This is a genomic window from Lactococcus lactis (genome assembly GCF_029023865.1).
Lineage (GTDB): Bacteria > Bacillota > Bacilli > Lactobacillales > Streptococcaceae > Lactococcus > Lactococcus lactis.
The window spans coordinates 1,012,426-1,032,278 of the sequence record NZ_CP118969.1; the positions used below are offsets into that span (position 1 = coordinate 1,012,426).

The window sequence follows — 19,853 nt, forward strand, 5'->3', positions numbered from 1 at the left end:
AAGGCTTCGATTAAAGATTGACGGTGAAAGTTGTTCCTTTTCCAAGAATGGATACAACGTCAATTGTTCCGTGAAGCTCTTGAACATTTTTCTCAACGATAGCAAGTCCTAAACCTGTTCCACTAACTTCTGCACGACTTTCATCAACCCGGTAGAAGCGGTCGAAAATTCGCTCTTTTTGAATTTCACTAAGACCAGGACCATTGTCAGTTACACTGAAGATAACTTTATTTTGTTCAAGATGTAAGCTGACAAAAATTTGTCCATTTGCTGGAGTGTATTTAATTGCATTTTCAATCAAATTCTCAAAAATGCTGTGAACCATTGGTTCGTTGGTTTTAAAAGTGATTTCTTCAATTTGAGATTCTAAATGAAGTGATTTTTCATTAATTTGTGGTCCTGAGCTTTGGAGAATATTTTGTATCAAAGCTGTAAGATTAATTTTCTTTTTATCAATTCGATGATTTTGTTTGGTCAAAAGCAGTGTATCCTGAACTAAATTCATCAGGCGTGAACTTTCCTTATTGATAATAGATGCGAAATTTTTTGTGTCAGAACTTGAAATTGAATCTGTTTCCAGAAGTTCAGCGAAGCCTTTGATAGAAGTAAGGGGAGTTTTTAATTCATGAGAAACGTTAGCAATAAAAGCATTGTGGGCATCCACTGTTCGACGATAAGAGCTAACATCCATCATAGTCACCATAAATCGACTATCCAAATCAGGTAAAGGAGTGATACGGACTTGATAATAAGCCCCAAGTTTTTCAAAATAGAAAAGTTTTTCTTGAATATCAGGATGTAAAATTTTATCAACAAGAAAATTTAAGAAATCAGCATAGGGGCTGAAAATATCTAGATTTTCAGTATCTGAAAATTCATTTTTGAAAGAAGCATTGGTCCGACGAATTTTTCCTTTATTATTATAAATGAAAATCGGAAATTGGAAAAATTCAATAAATTCGTAGAGATTTTCTTTCTTTTCAGTATGAGAGAGCGCTTGTTTCTGAATTTTTTCGCCCAATTTATTGAGCTCAGTTGTAATTTTATCGTCGTTCTCATTCATCAAATAGCTTTGAGTCAATGGGCTGCGCTCGATATTTTTAATTTTAGCAACGGTATTTTCTCGAAAAACATAAGCTCTCTGAGCAGAACGTAAAACTTGGATGGCGACAGCCAAGTAAAATAAAATTGCAAAAATGATAATGGCAAAATCTGTAAAGAAAGTAGAGGTACGATTTTCTGTAACCTTTAGATAACCGTTAATTTGACCCTCGCTAAATATGGGACTAGTCACGGTTATTTCTTGAGAATCTAAACTACGTGCGTAAGTCGCACCCTTTTTAATTTTTTTAGTATCCGAATTTACTGTATTCTTTGGAAGATGTTCAAAATTATCTGGCAGAGGATTATCAGGATGTTTTTCTAAAAAGAGTTGTATTTTATCTATTGTTTTTAATACTCGATTTGTATCATTTTCTAAGATATTTTGGTTCGATAGAATCACCAAACTTAAGGTCGCAATAATATATAGGACCGTCATAAGCATGATGTGTTTAAGTTTCATTTTCTTCAAAATAGTATCCGAATCCTCGTTTTGTTTTGATATAATGATTATTTAATTTTTTACGAATTTTAGAAATGAGCACATCAATGGTGCGGGTTTCAGCAGTGTCTGAAATTCCCCAAAAATGTTGCAGGAGTTCTTCACGACTGACAATTTTTCCCTCTCTTTTAGCTAAGAGTTCAAGGATTTCAAATTCTCGTTTGGTTAAATCTAAAACTTTTTCGTCAAAAGTGACTTCTTTTTTTATAAAATCAATGACCAATCTGTCAGTAACTAATGATGAAGGACTTTCATCTAAAGATTCACTGACAGTTTCGGAGGGTGCTTGGTTATACATTTGATTTCTGCGAATGAGCGCATCGGCTCTGACAATGATTTCTTTCATTGGAGTCGTTTTATCTAAATACTCATCAGAACCTGCTGACAGCCCTGTCAGTTTCATTTCATCATCATCTCGAGCAGTTAAAATTAAAATTGGTGTAAAATTACCTTCTTTACGAAGTTTTTGGGTGACTTCAATTCCGGAATATTCGGGCATCATTAAATCAAGTAGAAGTAAATCAAAGGGATTTTTACGAGCTTTGTCATAAGCTTTTTTCCCGTCTGATACAATAGTTACTTCGTAATCATTTTGCCGAAAATTATAAGATAAAAGGGTCAAAATTGCCCGATCATCATCAGCAATTAAAATTTTTTTCATACTTTTAATTATAACGAAAACAGGGAGTTTTGTATAGAATAAATTATTATTTTTAGCTAAAAAAATAATGGATACTTGGACCTTTGATAAAGATAAAAAAATTACATTTTATTATTTTAAATCATCAATTAGAAAATAATGAATAAACATAAAAAATGATATAAATTTTGTTATAATAGAGCTTATGGAAATCGAAAAAACGAATCGAATGAATACTCTTTTTGAGTTTTATGCGACACTCTTGACTGATAAACAAATGAATTACATTGAACTTTATTATGCCGATGATTATAGTTTGGCAGAGATTGCTGAAGAATTTAATATCAGTCGTCAAGCTGTTTATGACAATATCAAGAGAACAGAAAAAGTACTTGAAAGCTACGAAGAAAAATTACATCTTTTTAGTAATTATGTGGTACGTAATCAATTATTAGAAGAGCTAATGAAAAAACATTCTACTGACCAATATTTAATCACTAAACTACAAGAAATTCAACAAATTGATGAAGAAGAGTTTTAAAGAATTTACTGACAGATATTTTTTTATTACTGACAGCTTTGAATCAAATGATAAAGGAATCTGTCAGCTCACCTTTCTCATATAAAATACATACTTTAATGAAATTTTACTGACAGAAAAGTTAAAATATGCTATAATTAGACTTCAAGGTTCAAAGAATTACTGACAGAATAATCAGTAGGTCTCTCCTTAAATTTGGGGGCGTTACGGATTCGACAGGCATTGTCGCGCATGAACTGCAACTGCTGAGGGATCAGGATAATCATCCGCAGATAAATATAACTGCTAAAAATAATACACAAACTTACGCAATGGCAGCCTAAACAGCACCATGCGTGCCTGATTTTTGCTCACTGATGGCAATTTGACGGCCTAAACTTTTAGTCAGATACGTTGTTGTGGAGGCTTGACGCAGCAAAAGAGATTTAAAGCCCCGCAAAATGTCGCTGTTTGAGACTGGCTTTGGCATTTTGTTAAATTTGAGAAAGTCCTATGGTTGTAGACGTTGATGTAGCAAGGTGTTTGGACAGGGGTTCGACTCCCCTCGCCTCCATTGAATGGATTTGATAGAATCCAAAAGTATTAGAAATCGCTCAATAGAGCGGTTTTTGTTTTTCTTAATCCGATATGATACGATACAATCTGATAAAAGGGAGGGAGAAAAAGAGGGAGAAAAATAAAAAAACCAGTTTATTAATACTGGTTAAAAATCAATATAATCGGAAAATTGTTGCCCTATTTTATCTTTAGCAAATTTAGTGATATGAGTATAAATGTTCATTGTTGTTTTTAAATCTGCATGCCCTAGGCGATATTGAACTTGTTTTAAACTCATGCCTGATTCAAAAAGCAAGCTTGCGTGAGTATGTCTAAATGCATGAATTCTAATTGGTTCAATTTCTTTTTCTTTGGTTATCTCTAAAAGCCATTTTCTAGGTTTTGAAGGTGATAGCATCCCTCCATTTTCAGATTCAAAAATTCGTGTGGATTCAGGATAGGTTTGGTGCAATTCATCAAGGATTTTACAAGTTTTTTCATCAAGGCTTAACAATCTATTTGAATTAGCTTTAGGAGGAAGTATTTCATATCCTACAGGAGAATGAGAAATAGCTTTGTTGATATCAAGAGTTGATTTTCTATAATCTTTCCATTCAAGAGCGAGAAGTTCACCTTTACGAATTCCAGTAAAAGCAAGGATACGAAATAAAGCTATTTTCTTAATATCATTCGTTTTTTCTACTAAAGCCATAAAATCTCTTAATTCATCGGTATCATAAAAATCTTTCTTTTCTTCAACTTTTTTCTTAATACCTTGAGAGGTTACAGGAGCCGCTGGATTAGCTTGTATGTAACTTAGCAGAGCAGCGTGATTAAATACCTTGCGAACCATTCCGAAGAGTTTACGAGCGAATTTAAGCTTCTCAGATAAATCATTTCTAAAGTTTTGTAACTCCATGGGTGTAAAATCTGATAGTTTTGTGCTTCCTATGACGGGTAAGACATGTTTTTCAAATGCTCGAGTAGTTTTGTAGTAAGTGCTGTTCTGTACTTCCTTTTCATAAACCAATAGCCATTCATCATAAAGTTCTTTAAACGTCATAGCACTTTTTGGCGTAGGATTGCCAATTTCTTCTTGGATATTATGCAAAGCAGCTCGGGCATCAGCTTTGGTTTTAAAGCCACTTTTTTCCGCATACTGGCTTTTACCATTTTTTTTACCTAGATATGCTTTGAATTTATAAGCAGTAGTGCCATTTTTCCTTTTATATGCTTTTATTTCCAAAGTTGCTTTTTATACCTCATTTCTGATAAAATGGTATAGTAAAAAGCTTATTAAAAGCTTTTGCACTACTTTATAGTTTAAATCCGCCCTAGCCGTCCAAAGTTTAGGCGGATTTTTTATTTATTAATAAAATACAGCTATTAATGCGGGTACTGTAATTTTCCCTCCTAAAGTAGAGGAATAACTATATAGACCATAAACATTTCCATAAATTGTTATTTGATCATCTTCAAGTAGACGATGTTTATTCCAATTATCTGAGTCTATTTGTACCATGTATATATCATCGTATCCGTCTGCTCCAGTAGCGACACGAAGCATTGCCCCTCCGCTATCCCTGTCTTGAGCTTGGATTACTTTACCTGTAATTTGTAATTTTTCTCCTGCATGACTATTCCCGTTTCTAGCCATTTCATCATATGTAGAAGTTGGATAAGTAGCAGGGTTTGTTTTATCAGCTTCCTCTTTAGCCTTAGCATCAGCTGCAGCTTTAGCCTTAGCTTCTTCATCAGCTTTAGCTTTAGCTTCAGCATCAGCCTTTGCTTTAGCATCGGCTTCTTTTTTCTTAATTACTTCAGGGTTCTGTTTGATAGTAATTTCTTTAGTGGTTTTACCACCATCATTTTTTGCAGTTACTTCAATTGTATCTTGGTCGTTGGCTTCATCAATCTCATATTTTAGAGTGAAATTGCCCTCTTTATCAGAAGTCACTTTGTCACCAATAATACCATATCCAATTTGGACTTTTGTATTTGGAGTTGTTTTACCAGTAATTGCAGCAGTTTTTGAGCCGTCTGCAACAACTGACACAGGGATTTCAAGCGTAGGTTTATTACTTGATTCAGTAGTGCTTTTTTCGCTACTATTCTTTGAACCCGAATTACTACTCGGAGAACATGCAGCTAATGAAATAGCAGTAAGCATAGTTACTCCAATAAGTGCTATTTTTTTCATAATGTTTATGTTCCTAATCTAGCTTTTTATGAGGATCAAGACATTGCTCTTGGTTTTTATTTATAAGAAATTAACGTATGGAATCCTTCCATATCCTTAAATAATCCCTGATTTTTAATAGCTGTATGTTCCACAGAAATTATTTCATAACCCTCTTTTTGCATTTTCGTTAAAATATTATCTATTTGGGTAGTATATTTGTCTTCTACTCCAAAAAGTTGATTAATCCATTTACTAAGGCTATTTATCATAAGAACATGTGTAAATCCATCCTTTGGAGCTATGTGTGATTTTACTTCTTTTTCATAGATGTTATCACTTTGTGCTTTTTGTGTTTTCGTAAACATTTCCATTATTTTCTCCTTACCAGTTTAGTGATGGTGCACATTATTTAAAAAATTATCCAACTCCCAATAATAGCTGGAATTCTTTTTCTGCCATATTAAAGAAATTATGACTTAGATGATAATGATCCAAAAATTGGTAAACATTAATAGCTTCAATCACATCAAAATAGCTAATATAATCTACAATGTATTCATGCATTTCTTGCTTATTAATACTGACTTTTAATTCATCTTCAAATATTTCAGTTATAGCTTCATGCAGCTCTAAATATTCATTTTTGATGATTGACTCAGCCAATTCAAAAGGTGCATCTGTTGTATTCACAAACACATTGAAATATTCATAGCTTCCCCCATTGGCTTCAAATATTTCCCAAAGCAGAAGAATCGCTTCGTGGTTTGCTCTAACTTCTTGTGGATTGATTGCATCAAAATAATTTCCACGATGGTTATCTTTATTAATGATATGAATCAATTCATGAGCAACTTCGAAAGGAGTTGCTTCATCAGAATTATAAATCATTACCCTAGCATCAACATTAACAACTGCCGGTAGTGGCATAGATTTAATATCACATATTTTGAATCCACATTTTTCAATTTCTTCAAGGAGATATTCTAAAAGCTCCTGTCTGCTCATAGAAACCTCCTATTTGTCTTCTAGCTCTTTTCCTAGAGCTTTTTTCATAGCTTCTTTTACTTCATCAGTTAATGGTCTGCCGTCAAATGAAACCCACTTATCCCAATCAACTTTGCTATCATCTACTAAATCGGCAAGGTCAAATTTTTCTTGTTCGTTTTTAATAGAAACAATTTTAGATTTCTGTTCTTCTTGCTCTTTCAATTGAGAAGAAGCGGTATCAAGGACAACTTTTTGACGAGGCTCTTCAAGCTGTGAACTGATTTTATTTATTTCGGATAGAGTAGAAGAAACATTTATCCTTGTTGAATCGGTTTGAGGGAAGAAGTCGTCAATTGCAACATCAAATACTTCTGAAAGTTTTATCAGTTGAGGTTTCTTAGGAGAACGAATACCTACTTCATAATTAGATATAGTAGTTTTTCCGACTCCTATTTTTTTTGCCAGTTCTTCTTGACTCAAGCCAAAAGATTTTCGGTAGTCTTTAATTTTAGAACCTACATATTTATTGATTTGTTCAATTTCCATAAACACATTATATAAGAAAAAACCACATTTTGCAAACTTTTTTTGTCAAATGACGTTTTTTTCTTGACAAACCACGAAAAGTGGACTATAATTAACTCATAAAGTCAAACGAGCGAACAATCATGGAGCATTCAGTACGGCAGACGGAACAGGCTCAAATGACGGTACACGACGTATCCACCGCGACGTAAGTAGCAAGTTTGGCAAATAAAAAGCCCTGGCAGGCAAATGGAGGTTCTAATGGAACAAGTAGTTACGCATTACAGAGAAACTATTCAGCAGCATAGTGTTGAGTGGTACAAAAAACAACTGTTAAAAGATTTTTCTGTTCAATTTATCAAAGAATCTTTATTACCTCAGTTATTTAAATGGTCAAACGCTTATAAAGCAGCAGTTGAACTGACAAAACAAAAAGCCCCAGAGGGGCAGAAAGATAGTTAATGACTAGAGTATTTTTACTTAATATAGTATGTGGATGGTTATTGCTTAATCTCCTTGATTACAAAGCGAAACCTCAAAAAACTTTGCAAGACAAAGCGAACTTCATAGCTTTGTGGATTATACTATATATCTTAATTGATATTTGCATCGTTTTTATTAGCTATGTATCTTATCCTATTATTGATTTTTTCAAATTCTTCTTTTGAATTAGTCTGCATATATTGAGATTTTAATAATAGATATTCTTTATCTGATATAAATGGATGTACTATTTCTAGGTTTACACTTATTTTTCTATTTTCTGATATCCCTTTCAGGGAATAAAAAGTATTAGAAAAATTAAATATACTTAGTAATAATATTACTAGTAATCCTAGAAATGAAACAAATTTCTTTTTTATTATCAAAGATACCATAGCAAAAAGACAAGCTATCCCCATAACAAAAGAGAAAATTAAAAATATCGTCATTAAATTTGGAGATATAAATGAGTAATTATAAAAATCTTTATAAATGTCTTGATAAATAAAATGCTTAGGATTTGAAATAATAGTTAAAATATTATTAAAACTAAATCCCACTATTGCTATTGCAATCCACCCTAAAACTTTACCTATTTTATTATTCAATTTGTCTGCTAAGTCTTTCAAGTTGATCTGTAATTTTTTGTTCATAAGAACCTCCAATATAATTTTAGTTTAGTCACTTACATTATAGCACGGAGTTATGATATCGCTCACAATGAGCAGGGAAGACTGGCGAACAGGTTCGATTCCTGAACTTCCCTTACTGCGTATGCAGAAATTTAAAGCAAAGAAAGGAGCCAGTATGGCAGTAGAAAAAGAATTAATTGCTCTGCGAGCAGACAAAAAAATATCTCGAAAAGAAATGGCAGAACTTATTGGGACAACACCAGAAACTTATCGAAAAAAAGAACTCGGAGAAAGTGATTGGTGGGGGGCAGAAATGTTCTTGATTGCTTCCAAGTTCAATAAACGAATTGATGATATTTTTTTAGACAAAAAGTCCACGAAAAGTGGCTTTGAAAAAGCTAGTTAGAAAACTGAAATAAGAAAGGATTCAAAAATGAATCAATTAATTACAATCACACAAAACGAAAACAACGACCAAGTAGTAAGCGGTCGTGAACTGCATGAATTTTTAGAAGTAAAAACTCCTTATCATATTTGGTTTGAAAGAATGGCAGAATATGGATTTACTGAAAACGTTGATTTTATAGGTTTTGAACAAAAAAGTTCAAAACTAGGTGGTCGTCCAAGTGTTGATCATGCGTTAAAAATTGACATGGCCAAAGAAATTTCCATGATTCAGCGTAACGAAAAAGGGAAACAAGCCCGTCAATATTTCATTGAAGTTGAAAAAGAACTCAAACAACAGCTTTTACCGCAAACTCCTGAACAACAAATTGCATTACTTGCTCAAGGCAACGTGAACTTGAATAAAAAAGTTGAACAAATCGAAAATTCAGTTCTTGATTTGACTGACCGATTCGGACTTCCTTCAAATAAAGCTAAAGTTTTGCAAAAGAAAGTAGCAAGCAAAGTTTATATGTTTACTGGCGGTAAATATTCAAATGCTCATAAGAAATTAGGAGCTAAGGTATTCAGAGAGTTTTATAAAGATTTGAACAATCGCTTCGATGTTGTGAAATATAGCGATATTCCATTAAGTCGTTATGATGAAGCAACAGAATATCTTGACATGTGGCAACCATCATTCAATACAACGCTTGAAATTCGTGGATTGAACTCTCAAACCAGCTTTGACTTTGAAGCTTAGAAAGGAAAGCTTATGTTTGAAGAAATGATTCAAAAGCTGAGAGATTCAGTTAGAGGAATTGTTTTAGATTCCATGCACGACTATATCTCCAATGATGGAAAATATCCTCTTGCTTTAACTCAAAAACAAGTTATGGAGCTGATTGGCTGTAAGGATGAAAGTACATTCGCTATTTCATTTAAAGAACATTTGAAATTTGCTGAAATGAATTACGGGAAATCAGGGACAAAGTGGTCAAGGGATTTAGTTATTGAATGGTTCAAAGAACCACGAAATTTGCAATTGCAAAGACGAGGTAAATAAGATGACCTACACATACATAGTCAACCCAGAAACTGGCGAAATCCTGTTTGACCTGGTTCACGACTTAATCACACAGAACATACGAGCAATCAAGCTCATTGCTAAGAAATTAAATGCGGTGCTCCGGTAGAAAAGATAGATTTTGAATAAAGAAATAGAAAAGTTAGCTAACAACTATAAAGAAATAATTAACAAAACATCAGATCTTGCTTTGAAGCAAAATGATGGTGATATAAGAAAAGCTCGCAAATGGCTAAAAGAGCAACTGTTTTATACAGCTGATAGGGCCACAAACGAGCTTATCAAATTATCAATAGATAATATTTTAGATTACTAGGGTGTTTCTTCTAACGAAACAATTGCTGAAGTTTTATAAGTATTTTTAAAATCTAGTCCGATAGCAAACCAGTCAGTACTACCAAAAAGTCCCATCAGCCCAATATGTTGATATGATGTTCCTAAATCTGGAGAGTCTATGTTAGAACCTGAAAAAACTCCTTCGGCATAATATCCATCAGGATCTTTATCTAATGAATTCCAAGCGCTTATTCTGGTTTCTTCAGAAATAACGATTGACTCACCATTAGAAAAATGTACTTTAACAGACATCAACTTTCCTCCTTTCTATAAAACTAAGCAAATACCGCAAATATCTGCTCACAGTAATTATAGCACTCGGAGGATTAAAACACATACATAGAAAGGAAAATAATGCATACACAAATTATGAATGGACGAGAAGTCCTAACAGTTCCAACAGTCATTGGATATAAACATTATGACTTAGAAAAAAGAGAAGTAGTTGGAGAAGTTATCGAATCTACTTATCGAAGAAAAGACGGAACAATGTACATTATCCGCAGATCACGAACAGAACGAGAAAAAGCTGCTATGCTCAATTCGTGCTTGTCTGACTGGGGATATTAGTATGAGCAAACAACAAAAAAGCCCTGCATGGCACGCAGAGCAAGTAGGAAATTCGCCAAAACTTCTACTTAAATTATACCACGAATGCCTAAAAATTTGAAATGGAGAACATTAAATGACGGAAGAAAAGCCAAGATTTAGTTTTTCTGATATTAGAACTTTTCAGGAATGCCCTTTTAGATTAAGGGAAAGAAAAGCAAAAAGGTACGCTGAATCTCCTACAGAAGCTATGCTAGTTGGCTCTTATGCTCATGCAATGCTTGAGGGAGATAAAAGCACCGATGATTTTATCCAAGAGCATTCTGTGGATATGATGGGCAATATTGGTAAGAAAAACCAAGGCATTAAAAAAGTTTTTAAAGATATTGTGATGGCAGTCAATGAAGTGAAAAAAACTGAAACTTATCAGTCTTTTGATACTTTGCATACTCACAAAGAACTTTATATCAGAGCTGATTATGATGATTTTGTGATTAGTGGAAGAATTGATGTCTTAAGGTTTGACCATGAAAACAAAACGATTGAAATCATCGACTGGAAAACCGCCGCAAGCTTTGAAGATATATTTGATAAAAATATCAGAGCTTATTTGGAATGGTACAGCCATTATAGGGAGCAATTAGCTTTATATGCGTGGTTAGTTGCTCAAGAATTCTCTGATTATACAAAACTAGATTATACAGTAGTTGGGAAAATTGTAGGTTTTACCAAGAAACTGCCAGTAAATATTAAGACAATTACGATGGATTTTGGAAAACTTGCTGATATTTCGGATAAAATCCTTGTTCAAACTGTGTTATCTGAGTTGGATAACATTGCTCATAATATTGAGCATGAGGGAATGGATGGATACTTTTGTCATAATTGCGACTGCTGTATCCAAAACAAAAAATACGAAGAATTAGAGGTAGAAGTATGGTAATGCAAATTAAACCCGGTGGAGCAAGAAGCCCTAAGTTAAATAGAATTTTAATTTCGGGCGGCGGTGGTTCCGGTAAAACAACTTTGGCTGCTAAGTTTGCAACGAGTCCAGACCGTGCGTTATTCATAAGTACAGATGGAAATGCAAGTCGACAAGGATATCGTGCTATAGATTTTGAATTTCCTAATAATGCTGAACAAATTATTTCTAATTTCATTCAGGCACTAAACTTAGCCGAACAAGATAGTAAAAATTGGGATGTTTTAGTGATTGATTTGATTGAAGATTTTGACGAACGAGCACAAACATTACTCAGAAGTGATATTGGTTCTCGGCAAGCGATGCGTGCTTGGGGTAAAATAAACGCTTTGTACAAAGATATGCAAAGTTTAATGATGAGTAAATTCAGAGATAAAACAATTGTTTTACTTAGCAGGGATATTGAAGAAGTTGACCAAAAAACGGGGGAAATAACAGGATATAAACCTGCATTACGCAAAGCATTGAAAAACCTTGTTTTAAAAGACCAAGATGTTGAAATTAGATCTTACTTTGATAAGAACAACAATCGCCAATTTGACATTTCTAATCTTCGTTATGAAGAGATGAAGAGTTCGCTGCAAAAGATAATTAATAAACCTTTAGAGCTCCCTCATGATTCAGAGCAAGAAGAAAAAGCTAACAAGTTAAAAGAGCAATATGATAAAGCTTTTGCGGCTGCAGCATCTCATAATGCAAGTGATAAAGATATTGAGTATTGGAAAAATATGGAACCGTCAGAAGCGATTATGTCTATTGCCGATTGGATTCGAATTAAAGAATCCGCTCAGTCAGTCGTTGATGAAGAAGAACTAATTGTGGATGAATTATTTCCAGTAGGTCAAAACTAAACCTATGAGCAAACTGCAGTCCTCACTAATCCTGAGCAGTAGAATTAGAAATAATTCAACTTTAAGCAAGACTACCTTGGGCGGTAGTTTCGTATTTAGTCAAAGCTGGAGGGTGGCGGAACGAGCCGTAAAGTCAATGAGTATTTAGTGTTTACACATAACCACTCATCGCCAGCTTTTAATTTGAATAATAAAACCTGAAATAAATATAGAAGAAAGGAGAGCGAATGGTTGAAATTAGTTGGATTAAATTGAGCGTTAATATTTTCGATGATGAAAAAATGAAGTTGATTGATGAGATGCCAGAAAATGATGCGATCTTTAGAATATGGGTTTACTTGCTTAGTTTGGCGGGAAAAACAAATGATTCTGGGCTTGTCTATTTAAGTAATCATATTCCATATACTGATGAAATGATTTCTGCTTTGTGTAATAGACCTGTTTCTACTGTAAGATTGGCTCTTAAAACATTCAGAGACTTTGGGTTGATTGAGATATATGATAACAACATGATTGGTATCAGTAATTGGGAAAAGCACCAAAACATTGATGGAATGGAGAAAATCAGAAAATTAAATGCTGAACGTAATAAGAAGTATCGAGAACGGAAGAAGCTTTTAGAGAATAGTGACGTTAGCGTGACGTCACGTGACGCAACAGAAGAAGATAAGAATAAGAGTAAGAATAAGAAAAAGAATAATAATACTATGTCAGATAAATCTGACGATGTTATTCCATATTCTGAAATTATTTCTTACTTGAATGAAAAAACAGGGCGAAGTTTTAGAACTACTGAAGCTCACAAACGTTTTATCAAAGCGAGGTGGAATGAGGATTATAAACTAGATGACTTTAAGAAGGTCGTTGATAATAAAGTTGCTGACTGGACAGGTAAAACAATAAACGGTCAACCAGCAGAAAAATATTTACAACCGTCAACTTTATTCGGAACGAAGTTTGATAATTACCTTAACCAGACACCAATGCGCCAAGAACAAGCACAGCCTTACGATGATCTTGGATTGCCATTTTAGGAGGAAGAAATGGAAAGTATCGGAGATGTTATTGGAAAATTTGTTGATATGAATAAATTTAATGCAATGACTGATAAAGTTATCGCTTGTCCAGAAATAGAAAAATTCATTTCGGATAATAAGATGACTAGCGATGAAGTTTCAAAAAGTTATTCTAAATTCTACGAATATCTTAAAGAGAAAAATAAATTTGATAATAACGAAAAAACAGCATTGAGTGGACATGAACCTTTTTTGATTATGAACTGTGGTTATGCCGATGTTGTCTATCGTGAGACTGAAGAAGTGATTAAACGTAGGAAAAAAGCTGAGTTTGTCAAAAGGCTTAATCGCAATAGCATTGTGAGAGATATGACAATAAAAAAAGCAAGTTTTGAAAATTTTAATGCAGTAACTGACGAAGAAAAGAGAGCTTTGGCGTTCGCAAAAGAAGTATCTGAATATTATTATACTGGCGGTGAGGGAAATACTGTAGTAAGCGGGCCAGCAGGAACAGGGAAAAGTCACCTAGCCATGAGCATCTTAAAAGATTGTTTACAGCATACTGATTTAACCGTTATTTTTGCAAGTTGGTCAGAGGTTCTTCACTTAATCAAAGATAGTTTTGATAATAAAGACAGCTTTTATTCAACTGAATACTTCATGGAAGTTTTTAGAAATACTGACTTATTAGTTATTGATGATATTGGAAGCGAGAAAATAACAGAATGGTCGATGTCTTTACTGACAGAAGTTTTGGATGCAAGGACTAAGACTATTATTACCACTAATCTAAAAAGTGATGAAATAAGAAAAAAATATCATAACAGGACATATAGCCGTTTGTTCAGAGGTATTGGAAAAAAAGCATTCAATTTTGAAAATATTAAAGATAAGCGTGTTAGTCAGTTGCCATTCTAGGAGAAGCAATGAAAACAATAATCATTGAGCAGTGGGAAAACGAACATTACCCACTCGGAAGAATTAAAAAGCAGAAGCTTGCAGAGAAATCTGAGCATGAGATTATTTTTATTCTTAATCGCATGGCTCAGATGCCTGCAATTGTTAGATTTGGAGAAGCAAGTGAAGTTTGAATTTAACTTTCTCAGAAAAGAAATGATAAATGAGAATGATAACAAAGGCACAACTTATGGTTCAAGAATTGCAGCCAATAATACTAAACAGCGCTTGAGACGGATTGCATGTCGAACAGCTCATGAATGGCTAGACCAGTCAGATGAAGTATTTGAGCAATTTCATGAGAAGCACCGTTGCGATGTGTTCGTCGTAATTTATCCACCCAAACGCTTTAAATATGATCCACCAAATTATGAACCAACATCAAAAGCATTAATTGATGGACTGACAGATGCTGGAATTTGGAATGATGATAATTACAATGTTATTCGCAGAACAAGTTTTGAGCATGGTGGACTTTCTGGAGATACAAAGATGTGGAAAGTTGAGTTAGTAGTGAAAGAACTGACAGAATAGCATTTAATCATGAAAATTACGGTTACATTGAGCGCTTAAACTGTTTCACTGATAATTTATCACGAATAATCTAAAAGCGCTTAGAAGCTAAAATATGAGGTAGTAATATGTTCAGCAAAAATGAAATAAGGCGTGGAGATAAAATATGCTTCCGCGACACAAAATTCTTAAAAGTTATCGAAGTTACTGACAAATACATAACGGTTGAAAAAGACCAGTTCACTAAAAAATCAGTTAAGCGTGATGATTTTAGAATTGTAAAAATAAATGGAAGATACCATGCATGTGAACTCTTTGACAGAGTTGTGAAGTGAGGGATGAGATGATACCAAAATTAAGAGCTTGGGATAAACAAGATGAGCGTATGAGTTATGGAGAGGTTGAATATTTCGACGATAGCATTAATTATCGTTTTGACCATTTCTGTACTGGCGCTGATGAAGACGTTGAATTTATGCAGTCAACAGGAATAAAAGATAAAAATGGCGTTGAAATTTATGAAGGTGATGTAATAAATTATAGGAATTCTTTTAGAAATCCAATGACTGGTTCTGGGTCACTTTCCATAAATAGAGACTTTAAAATAATTTTCAAAGATGGAGAATTTAAGGCAAAAGGATTTGATATACGATTAAAAAATATCCTAAGCTATAGCGAAGTCATCGGAAATATCTATGAGAACCCTGAATTATTGGAAGGAGATAAGAAATGACAGTTGAAAGTTTACTAAAAGTGATTGAAGAAGGAATGACAGTTATTTTAAAAACTGAAAAAAATCGAATCATAGTCCAATTTGAATGTGGTAATGATATTGAAGCTTTCAGTTGCGGTTTCCTTTACAGAAAAATAAAAATTATCAAAATAAAAAACGGTAGCGAACTAATTGCTATCTTGGAGGATTCAAAATGAAACTAAGAGAGATTGAAGCATATGCTTATGAGGTTATTTATCCTGATTGCGACGGTGAGTTATTTTTTACGCTATATCTTGCGAAAGAAAGAGCCGCCGAAGTTGGAGGTGATATAAGAATGCTTCATACAGCAGAGCAGATGCAAGAGTACGCAAAAGAATGCGTTAGAGAAGCTTATAAAGAGATTGTCAAAAATAGTTACGTATCAGATGACAGAGTTGAGCAAGCTGGATTAAACGAAATTATCAATAAAGTTTTCGAGGAGGACACGAAAAATGATTAAAAAAATAAATGTAACATGCGCAAAATGCAAAGAGAATTTCATATTTACAACTGATAGTTCAGTCGTTGATAAGGTTTTAGATGAAGGGCATTATATTTGCTTCACTTGTGAAGATGAAAAAAGTGAGGACACGAAAAATGACTAAGTTTGAAGAAGAAGTAAAAAGACCAAAAAAAGCATATATTGACCCATTTTCTAAAAGAGATGTAGATTTCACTGGAGTAGCTAAAAAATTTACAGAAGGTGCTCAAACATTAAAAGAATGGAAAGAATATGCATTCCTTCTTGAAGATAAGCTGAAACTCCAACAGCAAGCCCTGCCAGTCGTGCCTGAGTGTGTGGCTGAGTTTATCACTAAAATAAAAAAAGCACATAATAGTTTGAGGTTTGCATTCAATAGTAAATTTAATGAATGCCCAGCAGAGTATTGGAATGAAGCAATTGTCTGGCGGCTTAATAATCCTGATGAGTTCGCTCGTGCATGGCTTGATGGCTATCAAGTCGAAAAACCGCAGCTGTTCTATATTGATTTACCAAAAGTTTTTGGATTAAGCGATTCAACCAGCGATTCAACCTTCGTATCAAAAGCGGAAAGTGGAATAATCTCAGAATTTACAAAAGGAAAAGATTATGCATTAAAATTAACAGAACAAGAAATCAAGTCAATTGATGAGCGTTACTGGCAGTTTGCTGTGCCTGTGGAGGACGGAGAATGAGCCTAGAATTAGTAGGAAAACCTAAACTTTTAAGTAAACGAGAACTTGAACTCCAAGAAGTTAAATATATATATTCATTACGTGCTGAAAGAGACGAACTCCAAGAACAGCTCAACACTGCAAAAAAGGCACTGACAGAAATAGACCGTTCAAGGCGTGGTATGCAGTTTAGGAGAGATAGAAATCCTGACGTAGCTAGACAAGCACTCAGAGAGATTGGAGGGACTGATGAGTAAAATATTTTGTATGCACACTCACAAATATATGGATGGTAAAATTCATTTACAAAAGTATACTTGTGCCGACTGTGGAAAAGTTTCTTATGTTAAGTATGAGGAAGTTGAAAAACCTATTTCAAATAAAGAAGCTATGAAGCTTTTGAAAGAACTAGAGGGTGATGAAAATGAGTAGATTAAAGCATGAAGTACGTATCTTGCGAGACGAAAATAATAGATTGCGTGATGATATCAAAAAGATGCGAGAGGACTACGCTTTATATCATAGTTCATTGGTAGAAATTGTTAACTTATCATCATTATCTCCTATGATAAATGATGTTGCTCGAAAGGCACTAGAGAGTACTGGGACTACAGGGTGTCCAGCTGGTCCAATAGGTGTGGATGGATTGACAAAATATGTTCAACCCACAATATGGCATAACACAACTGAACTTGAAGGGAGTGGCGATGAGTGAATTAGAGGAATTTAAAAAAGTCGTAAGTCCTATTGCATACGGATTAGCGTACAAATCGGAGCTTGGAACTACAGAGTATCAACAACTTTATGCTGAGGAAGATGTTGTTAGATATTTTAATAATAAACCACAACTCACGATTCCGAAAAGCATTGCAGATAAACTAGATGATATTTTTATTACATTCATCAGAGAACGACATAATTCTAGTGTTTGGCATTTACTGTGGCGAGCAGAGGAAATAGACTGCGAAATCGGTGAACAGTTATCGGCATTACTACCAGATGAAAATCAAGTTAATGTCGCTATCGCCCACCTTGCAGGCAAAGCCCTCGGAGTTGATTTAGTGAAAGTGGTGGAGGGGATAGATGACAATTACTGAGCAACAATTCTATGACATGCTCAATGTTGATGAACATATGAATTTCACAAATCGAATTCAAGAACTTGTTTTTGATAAAAAAGGACGTGAAGAATTTTACTCTAAAATCTTAAATATCCACCATGACATGAGTGTTGATTTTTTCAGAGATTATTTTATGACTCACTCGGCTGTTTCGTCAAAAGGGCAGCATTATACACCAGATGCAATTGGTAAACTCACAGCATTGCTTGTAGGTGGTTCTGGAGGGGCTGATTTAACTGGAGCAGGAACAGGAACTCTAATTATTCAAAAATGGCAAGATGACCGAATGAATGCAGACTTTTTTAACTATTTGCCGAGTAACTATTGGTACCAGGCATTAGAATTATCAGATGAAGCTGTATCGTTCTTAATCCACGCTTTTGCAATTCGAGGAATGAATGGTGTAATCATTCATGGTGATGCATTGGAAATGGCCGCGAAACAAGTTTATTTCATTCAAAACAGTGCTAATAATCCGATTGGTTTCTCAGAGATAAATGTTATCCCTCACAGCAAAGATGCAATGGAATTTTTAGGGATTCATGAATGGACGGAACAGGCAATTGAACATATTGAAAGTAAATTTCCTGACTGGATTCCACTCATAGAAGAAAAGAAAGAACAGATGAGTTTATTTGACGAGGTTTCAGAATGACCGACAAAGAATTTAGAATTTGCACCAGATGTGGTGTTATGGATTTAAAGAATGATATGTGGAACATGAATTACGGATACTATCTCTGTGATGACTGTTACTGGGAAGACGAGTGCGAAAAATGACCGACAAACTAATATCTCTGGTCAATGACTGGTGGGGAGGGATTGAATGAAAAAATACTGGGTAATTGAAGACCATTTGGGCGGAGGATTTCATCTGATGTCAGAAGATACTCCGGAAGAAGAATTAAGAGAAGTTGAAGTTTATTGTGAAATGTGTGGAGACCACGATTCTATTATTGGTCAGTTTTCAAACTGGAAACAACTTAAAAGACAAATGACTGATGACGAAGGTTGGTGTCCGTATTCAGATGAATATTTGCAATCAGTATTTGAGGAGGACAACCAATGAAACTAATGTGTAAGCTGTTCGGGCATAAGTGGGTATATCTAGGAACTTTAAGCAATGGAGAGTACCAAAGGTATAAAGAAAGGTGTGAAAGATGCGGTAAGGTTGTAAATGCAACATTTGCGACGAAAAACCCCTATTTTATCAACCGCTCAGACCTTGACGAGTCTGAGAACGTGTTCCCTGAAAAATGGCTTGATAAACATATGGATTGAACGCAAAAAAAGCCCAAGCTGACCAAGCTTGAGCGAAATACTGAACAATATTGCGATTTTTATTTTCGGTCTTAAATATTATAGCACACAGAACAACAATTTATACCAAAATAAAAATACCCGAACTGACCAGGTTCGAGCGAAATTGTGAATTCTAACGTTTATATTTTTATGGTCTAACAAATTATATCATACTGAGCTAGGAACTCGCTAAACTCAACTGGAGGAAAAATAAAATGTTTTATATCACACCAACACCAACGTCATGGATTATCTGGACAATTATTTGGGTAATCGGAGTATTACTAGGTTTAGGATTGTTTATTCTAGGTTCAGTATTACGCGAAAATAGAAAAAATAATGTCGCTTATGGAGTTTTTGTTTTAGTAGCTTTAGTAGCGTTAACTTTAGTTGGACTATCCGGTTCATCATATTATCATAATTATACTAATTCATCGTCATATAACATGGCCAAGAAGAATCTCAAAATTGAATATGATATGAATCAACAGCGTACTATCATTATTAAAGATTATAAGGGAGATGTATTTTATGAATATACAGGTTCATTTTCTTATAAAATGTCTGGTCGTAAAGTTGATTTAACCGATAATAAAACCGGAAATAAGATTTCAGTCTATATGGGAGATAACGATACATTTATTGTTACTGACGCAGGGATTAAAGGAGAAAAGAAATGATTGCAAATATAATTATTATAGCCTACGTGTTACTAA

The 19,853-nt window shown here is 34.1% G+C and carries 36 protein-coding genes and 1 other RNA gene; 28 read left to right on the forward strand and 9 right to left on the reverse strand.

The genetic code is table 11. From position 1 onward, the window contains the following. Positions 1-10 precede the first annotated feature (10 nt). On the reverse strand, positions 11-1,564 hold the full coding sequence (locus tag PYW37_RS05095; protein WP_017864667.1) for a sensor histidine kinase: 1,554 nt from the start codon (positions 1,562-1,564) through the stop codon (positions 11-13). Then, positions 1,554-2,264, reverse strand: a complete 711-nt coding sequence (locus PYW37_RS05100) for a response regulator transcription factor (RefSeq protein ID WP_021465848.1) — start codon at positions 2,262-2,264, stop codon at positions 1,554-1,556. Before PYW37_RS05100 ends, PYW37_RS05095 begins: the two co-directional genes overlap by 11 nt. Before the next feature lie 184 nt (positions 2,265-2,448). On the opposite strand from PYW37_RS05100, the gene PYW37_RS05105 reads away from it, so the two are divergent. Both PYW37_RS05105 and ssrA read left to right on the forward strand, forming a co-directional pair. After that, the gene (locus tag PYW37_RS05105) at positions 2,449-2,784 is read left to right on the forward strand and encodes a putative DNA-binding protein (protein ID WP_023188813.1); all 336 of its coding nucleotides are present in this window, start codon (positions 2,449-2,451) and stop codon (positions 2,782-2,784) included. A 197-nt stretch (positions 2,785-2,981) separates the two neighbouring features. After that, positions 2,982-3,340, forward strand: a transfer-messenger RNA (tmRNA) gene (ssrA, locus tag PYW37_RS05110). A 147-nt stretch (positions 3,341-3,487) separates the two neighbouring features. Here ssrA and PYW37_RS05115 read toward each other — a convergent pair. From PYW37_RS05115 to PYW37_RS05135, 5 genes are all read right to left on the reverse strand, one after another. Beyond that, positions 3,488-4,567: a tyrosine-type recombinase/integrase gene (locus tag PYW37_RS05115; RefSeq protein ID WP_025017128.1), complete on the reverse strand. Its 1,080-nt coding sequence runs from the start codon at positions 4,565-4,567 to the stop codon at positions 3,488-3,490. A gap of 123 nt (positions 4,568-4,690) precedes the next feature. Next, entirely contained in the window at positions 4,691-5,521 is an 831-nt protein-coding gene (locus tag PYW37_RS05120) for a hypothetical protein (protein WP_025017127.1), read from the reverse strand. 56 nt (positions 5,522-5,577) lie between these two features. Then, the gene (locus PYW37_RS05125) at positions 5,578-5,874 is read right to left on the reverse strand and encodes a hypothetical protein (protein ID WP_003131491.1); all 297 of its coding nucleotides are present in this window, start codon (positions 5,872-5,874) and stop codon (positions 5,578-5,580) included. A 46-nt stretch (positions 5,875-5,920) separates the two neighbouring features. After that, a complete protein-coding gene (locus PYW37_RS05130; protein ID WP_025017125.1) occupies positions 5,921-6,508 on the reverse strand; it encodes a hypothetical protein in 588 nt (195 codons plus the stop codon). Between the two features lie 9 nt (positions 6,509-6,517). Further along, the gene (locus tag PYW37_RS05135) at positions 6,518-7,042 is read right to left on the reverse strand and encodes a helix-turn-helix domain-containing protein (RefSeq protein WP_232238897.1); all 525 of its coding nucleotides are present in this window, start codon (positions 7,040-7,042) and stop codon (positions 6,518-6,520) included. 234 nt (positions 7,043-7,276) lie between these two features. Between PYW37_RS05135 and PYW37_RS05140 the strand changes: the two genes are divergently transcribed. Then, positions 7,277-7,477, forward strand: coding sequence for a putative transcriptional regulator (locus tag PYW37_RS05140; protein WP_032943596.1), 201 nt, complete (start codon positions 7,277-7,279; stop codon positions 7,475-7,477). Between the two features lie 131 nt (positions 7,478-7,608). Here PYW37_RS05140 and PYW37_RS05145 read toward each other — a convergent pair whose 3' ends face one another. Continuing rightward, positions 7,609-8,151 carry a hypothetical protein gene (locus PYW37_RS05145; RefSeq protein WP_014570762.1) on the reverse strand — a complete coding sequence of 181 codons (543 nt, stop codon included), beginning with the start codon at positions 8,149-8,151 and terminating at the stop codon, positions 7,609-7,611. Between the two features lie 67 nt (positions 8,152-8,218). Between PYW37_RS05145 and PYW37_RS05150 the strand changes: the two genes are divergently transcribed. The 4 genes from PYW37_RS05150 (at position 8,219) to PYW37_RS05165 (ending at position 9,917) form a co-directional block, all read left to right on the forward strand. Further along, complete coding sequence (locus PYW37_RS05150; RefSeq protein ID WP_232238896.1) at positions 8,219-8,536, forward strand: helix-turn-helix transcriptional regulator; 318 nt, start codon at positions 8,219-8,221, stop codon at positions 8,534-8,536. 27 nt (positions 8,537-8,563) lie between these two features. Next, on the forward strand, positions 8,564-9,277 hold the full coding sequence (locus tag PYW37_RS05155) for a phage antirepressor Ant (protein ID WP_011834774.1): 714 nt from the start codon (positions 8,564-8,566) through the stop codon (positions 9,275-9,277). Positions 9,278-9,289: 12 nt separating this feature from the next. Beyond that, positions 9,290-9,580, forward strand: a complete 291-nt coding sequence (locus PYW37_RS05160) for a hypothetical protein (RefSeq protein ID WP_010905965.1) — start codon at positions 9,290-9,292, stop codon at positions 9,578-9,580. Positions 9,581-9,722: 142 nt separating this feature from the next. Further along, positions 9,723-9,917 carry a hypothetical protein gene (locus PYW37_RS05165; protein ID WP_010905685.1) on the forward strand — a complete coding sequence of 65 codons (195 nt, stop codon included), beginning with the start codon at positions 9,723-9,725 and terminating at the stop codon, positions 9,915-9,917. Here PYW37_RS05165 and PYW37_RS05170 read toward each other — a convergent pair. Continuing rightward, positions 9,914-10,189 (reverse strand): hypothetical protein, encoded by a 276-nt coding sequence (locus tag PYW37_RS05170; protein ID WP_010905686.1) that lies wholly within the window; start codon positions 10,187-10,189, stop codon positions 9,914-9,916. The genes PYW37_RS05165 and PYW37_RS05170 overlap by 4 nt on opposite strands. Positions 10,190-10,291: 102 nt before the next feature. Here PYW37_RS05170 and PYW37_RS05175 point away from each other — a divergent pair, with 102 nt between their 5' ends. The 21 genes from PYW37_RS05175 to PYW37_RS05275 all read left to right on the forward strand — a co-directional run bounded on the left by PYW37_RS05175 (position 10,292) and on the right by PYW37_RS05275 (position 19,817). After that, entirely contained in the window at positions 10,292-10,507 is a 216-nt protein-coding gene (locus tag PYW37_RS05175) for a DUF1408 domain-containing protein (RefSeq protein WP_010905687.1), read from the forward strand. A 115-nt stretch (positions 10,508-10,622) separates the two neighbouring features. Continuing rightward, positions 10,623-11,429 (forward strand): PD-(D/E)XK nuclease-like domain-containing protein, encoded by an 807-nt coding sequence (locus PYW37_RS05180; protein WP_025017121.1) that lies wholly within the window; start codon positions 10,623-10,625, stop codon positions 11,427-11,429. Continuing rightward, the gene (locus PYW37_RS05185) at positions 11,429-12,319 is read left to right on the forward strand and encodes an AAA family ATPase (RefSeq protein ID WP_232238895.1); all 891 of its coding nucleotides are present in this window, start codon (positions 11,429-11,431) and stop codon (positions 12,317-12,319) included. Before PYW37_RS05180 ends, PYW37_RS05185 begins: the two co-directional genes overlap by 1 nt. A gap of 227 nt (positions 12,320-12,546) precedes the next feature. Continuing rightward, positions 12,547-13,353 (forward strand): phage replisome organizer N-terminal domain-containing protein, encoded by an 807-nt coding sequence (locus tag PYW37_RS05190; RefSeq protein ID WP_014570749.1) that lies wholly within the window; start codon positions 12,547-12,549, stop codon positions 13,351-13,353. A 9-nt stretch (positions 13,354-13,362) separates the two neighbouring features. Beyond that, positions 13,363-14,253, forward strand: coding sequence for an ATP-binding protein (locus PYW37_RS05195; RefSeq protein ID WP_021165556.1), 891 nt, complete (start codon positions 13,363-13,365; stop codon positions 14,251-14,253). 8 nt (positions 14,254-14,261) lie between these two features. After that, positions 14,262-14,426: a hypothetical protein gene (locus PYW37_RS05200; protein ID WP_021165555.1), complete on the forward strand. Its 165-nt coding sequence runs from the start codon at positions 14,262-14,264 to the stop codon at positions 14,424-14,426. Further along, positions 14,416-14,826, forward strand: a complete 411-nt coding sequence (locus tag PYW37_RS05205; RefSeq protein ID WP_025017293.1) for a RusA family crossover junction endodeoxyribonuclease — start codon at positions 14,416-14,418, stop codon at positions 14,824-14,826. Before PYW37_RS05200 ends, PYW37_RS05205 begins: the two co-directional genes overlap by 11 nt. A 107-nt stretch (positions 14,827-14,933) precedes the next feature. Then, complete coding sequence (locus PYW37_RS05210) at positions 14,934-15,140, forward strand: hypothetical protein (RefSeq protein WP_014570535.1); 207 nt, start codon at positions 14,934-14,936, stop codon at positions 15,138-15,140. Positions 15,141-15,148: 8 nt separating this feature from the next. Continuing rightward, positions 15,149-15,538, forward strand: a complete 390-nt coding sequence (locus PYW37_RS05215) for a YopX family protein (RefSeq protein ID WP_052484078.1) — start codon at positions 15,149-15,151, stop codon at positions 15,536-15,538. After that, complete coding sequence (locus PYW37_RS05220; RefSeq protein WP_014570743.1) at positions 15,535-15,735, forward strand: DUF1125 domain-containing protein; 201 nt, start codon at positions 15,535-15,537, stop codon at positions 15,733-15,735. Before PYW37_RS05215 ends, PYW37_RS05220 begins: the two co-directional genes overlap by 4 nt. Further along, positions 15,732-16,019 carry a hypothetical protein gene (locus PYW37_RS05225; protein ID WP_044009688.1) on the forward strand — a complete coding sequence of 96 codons (288 nt, stop codon included), beginning with the start codon at positions 15,732-15,734 and terminating at the stop codon, positions 16,017-16,019. The genes PYW37_RS05220 and PYW37_RS05225 overlap by 4 nt, the downstream gene beginning before the upstream one ends. Then, positions 16,012-16,164, forward strand: coding sequence for a hypothetical protein (locus PYW37_RS05230; protein ID WP_169743965.1), 153 nt, complete (start codon positions 16,012-16,014; stop codon positions 16,162-16,164). The genes PYW37_RS05225 and PYW37_RS05230 overlap by 8 nt, the downstream gene beginning before the upstream one ends. After that, positions 16,157-16,735, forward strand: coding sequence for a DUF1642 domain-containing protein (locus tag PYW37_RS05235; protein ID WP_044009687.1), 579 nt, complete (start codon positions 16,157-16,159; stop codon positions 16,733-16,735). The genes PYW37_RS05230 and PYW37_RS05235 overlap by 8 nt, the downstream gene beginning before the upstream one ends. Beyond that, positions 16,732-16,971 (forward strand): hypothetical protein, encoded by a 240-nt coding sequence (locus PYW37_RS05240; RefSeq protein WP_133278211.1) that lies wholly within the window; start codon positions 16,732-16,734, stop codon positions 16,969-16,971. Before PYW37_RS05235 ends, PYW37_RS05240 begins: the two co-directional genes overlap by 4 nt. Continuing rightward, positions 16,964-17,146 carry a hypothetical protein gene (locus PYW37_RS05245; RefSeq protein WP_025017264.1) on the forward strand — a complete coding sequence of 61 codons (183 nt, stop codon included), beginning with the start codon at positions 16,964-16,966 and terminating at the stop codon, positions 17,144-17,146. Before PYW37_RS05240 ends, PYW37_RS05245 begins: the two co-directional genes overlap by 8 nt. Further along, positions 17,139-17,429, forward strand: a complete 291-nt coding sequence (locus tag PYW37_RS05250) for a hypothetical protein (RefSeq protein ID WP_133278212.1) — start codon at positions 17,139-17,141, stop codon at positions 17,427-17,429. Before PYW37_RS05245 ends, PYW37_RS05250 begins: the two co-directional genes overlap by 8 nt. Next, the gene (locus tag PYW37_RS05255; RefSeq protein ID WP_197939425.1) at positions 17,422-17,811 is read left to right on the forward strand and encodes a hypothetical protein; all 390 of its coding nucleotides are present in this window, start codon (positions 17,422-17,424) and stop codon (positions 17,809-17,811) included. Before PYW37_RS05250 ends, PYW37_RS05255 begins: the two co-directional genes overlap by 8 nt. Next, positions 17,798-18,490, forward strand: coding sequence for a hypothetical protein (locus tag PYW37_RS05260; protein ID WP_133278217.1), 693 nt, complete (start codon positions 17,798-17,800; stop codon positions 18,488-18,490). The genes PYW37_RS05255 and PYW37_RS05260 overlap by 14 nt, the downstream gene beginning before the upstream one ends. Before the next feature lie 171 nt (positions 18,491-18,661). Further along, on the forward strand, positions 18,662-18,904 hold the full coding sequence (locus PYW37_RS05265) for a hypothetical protein (RefSeq protein WP_044009686.1): 243 nt from the start codon (positions 18,662-18,664) through the stop codon (positions 18,902-18,904). Continuing rightward, the gene (locus PYW37_RS05270) at positions 18,901-19,116 is read left to right on the forward strand and encodes a DUF1660 domain-containing protein (RefSeq protein WP_044009685.1); all 216 of its coding nucleotides are present in this window, start codon (positions 18,901-18,903) and stop codon (positions 19,114-19,116) included. Before PYW37_RS05265 ends, PYW37_RS05270 begins: the two co-directional genes overlap by 4 nt. 236 nt (positions 19,117-19,352) lie before the next feature. Then, on the forward strand, positions 19,353-19,817 hold the full coding sequence (locus PYW37_RS05275; protein WP_023189037.1) for a hypothetical protein: 465 nt from the start codon (positions 19,353-19,355) through the stop codon (positions 19,815-19,817). The last annotated feature ends 36 nt before the right edge of the window (positions 19,818-19,853 follow it).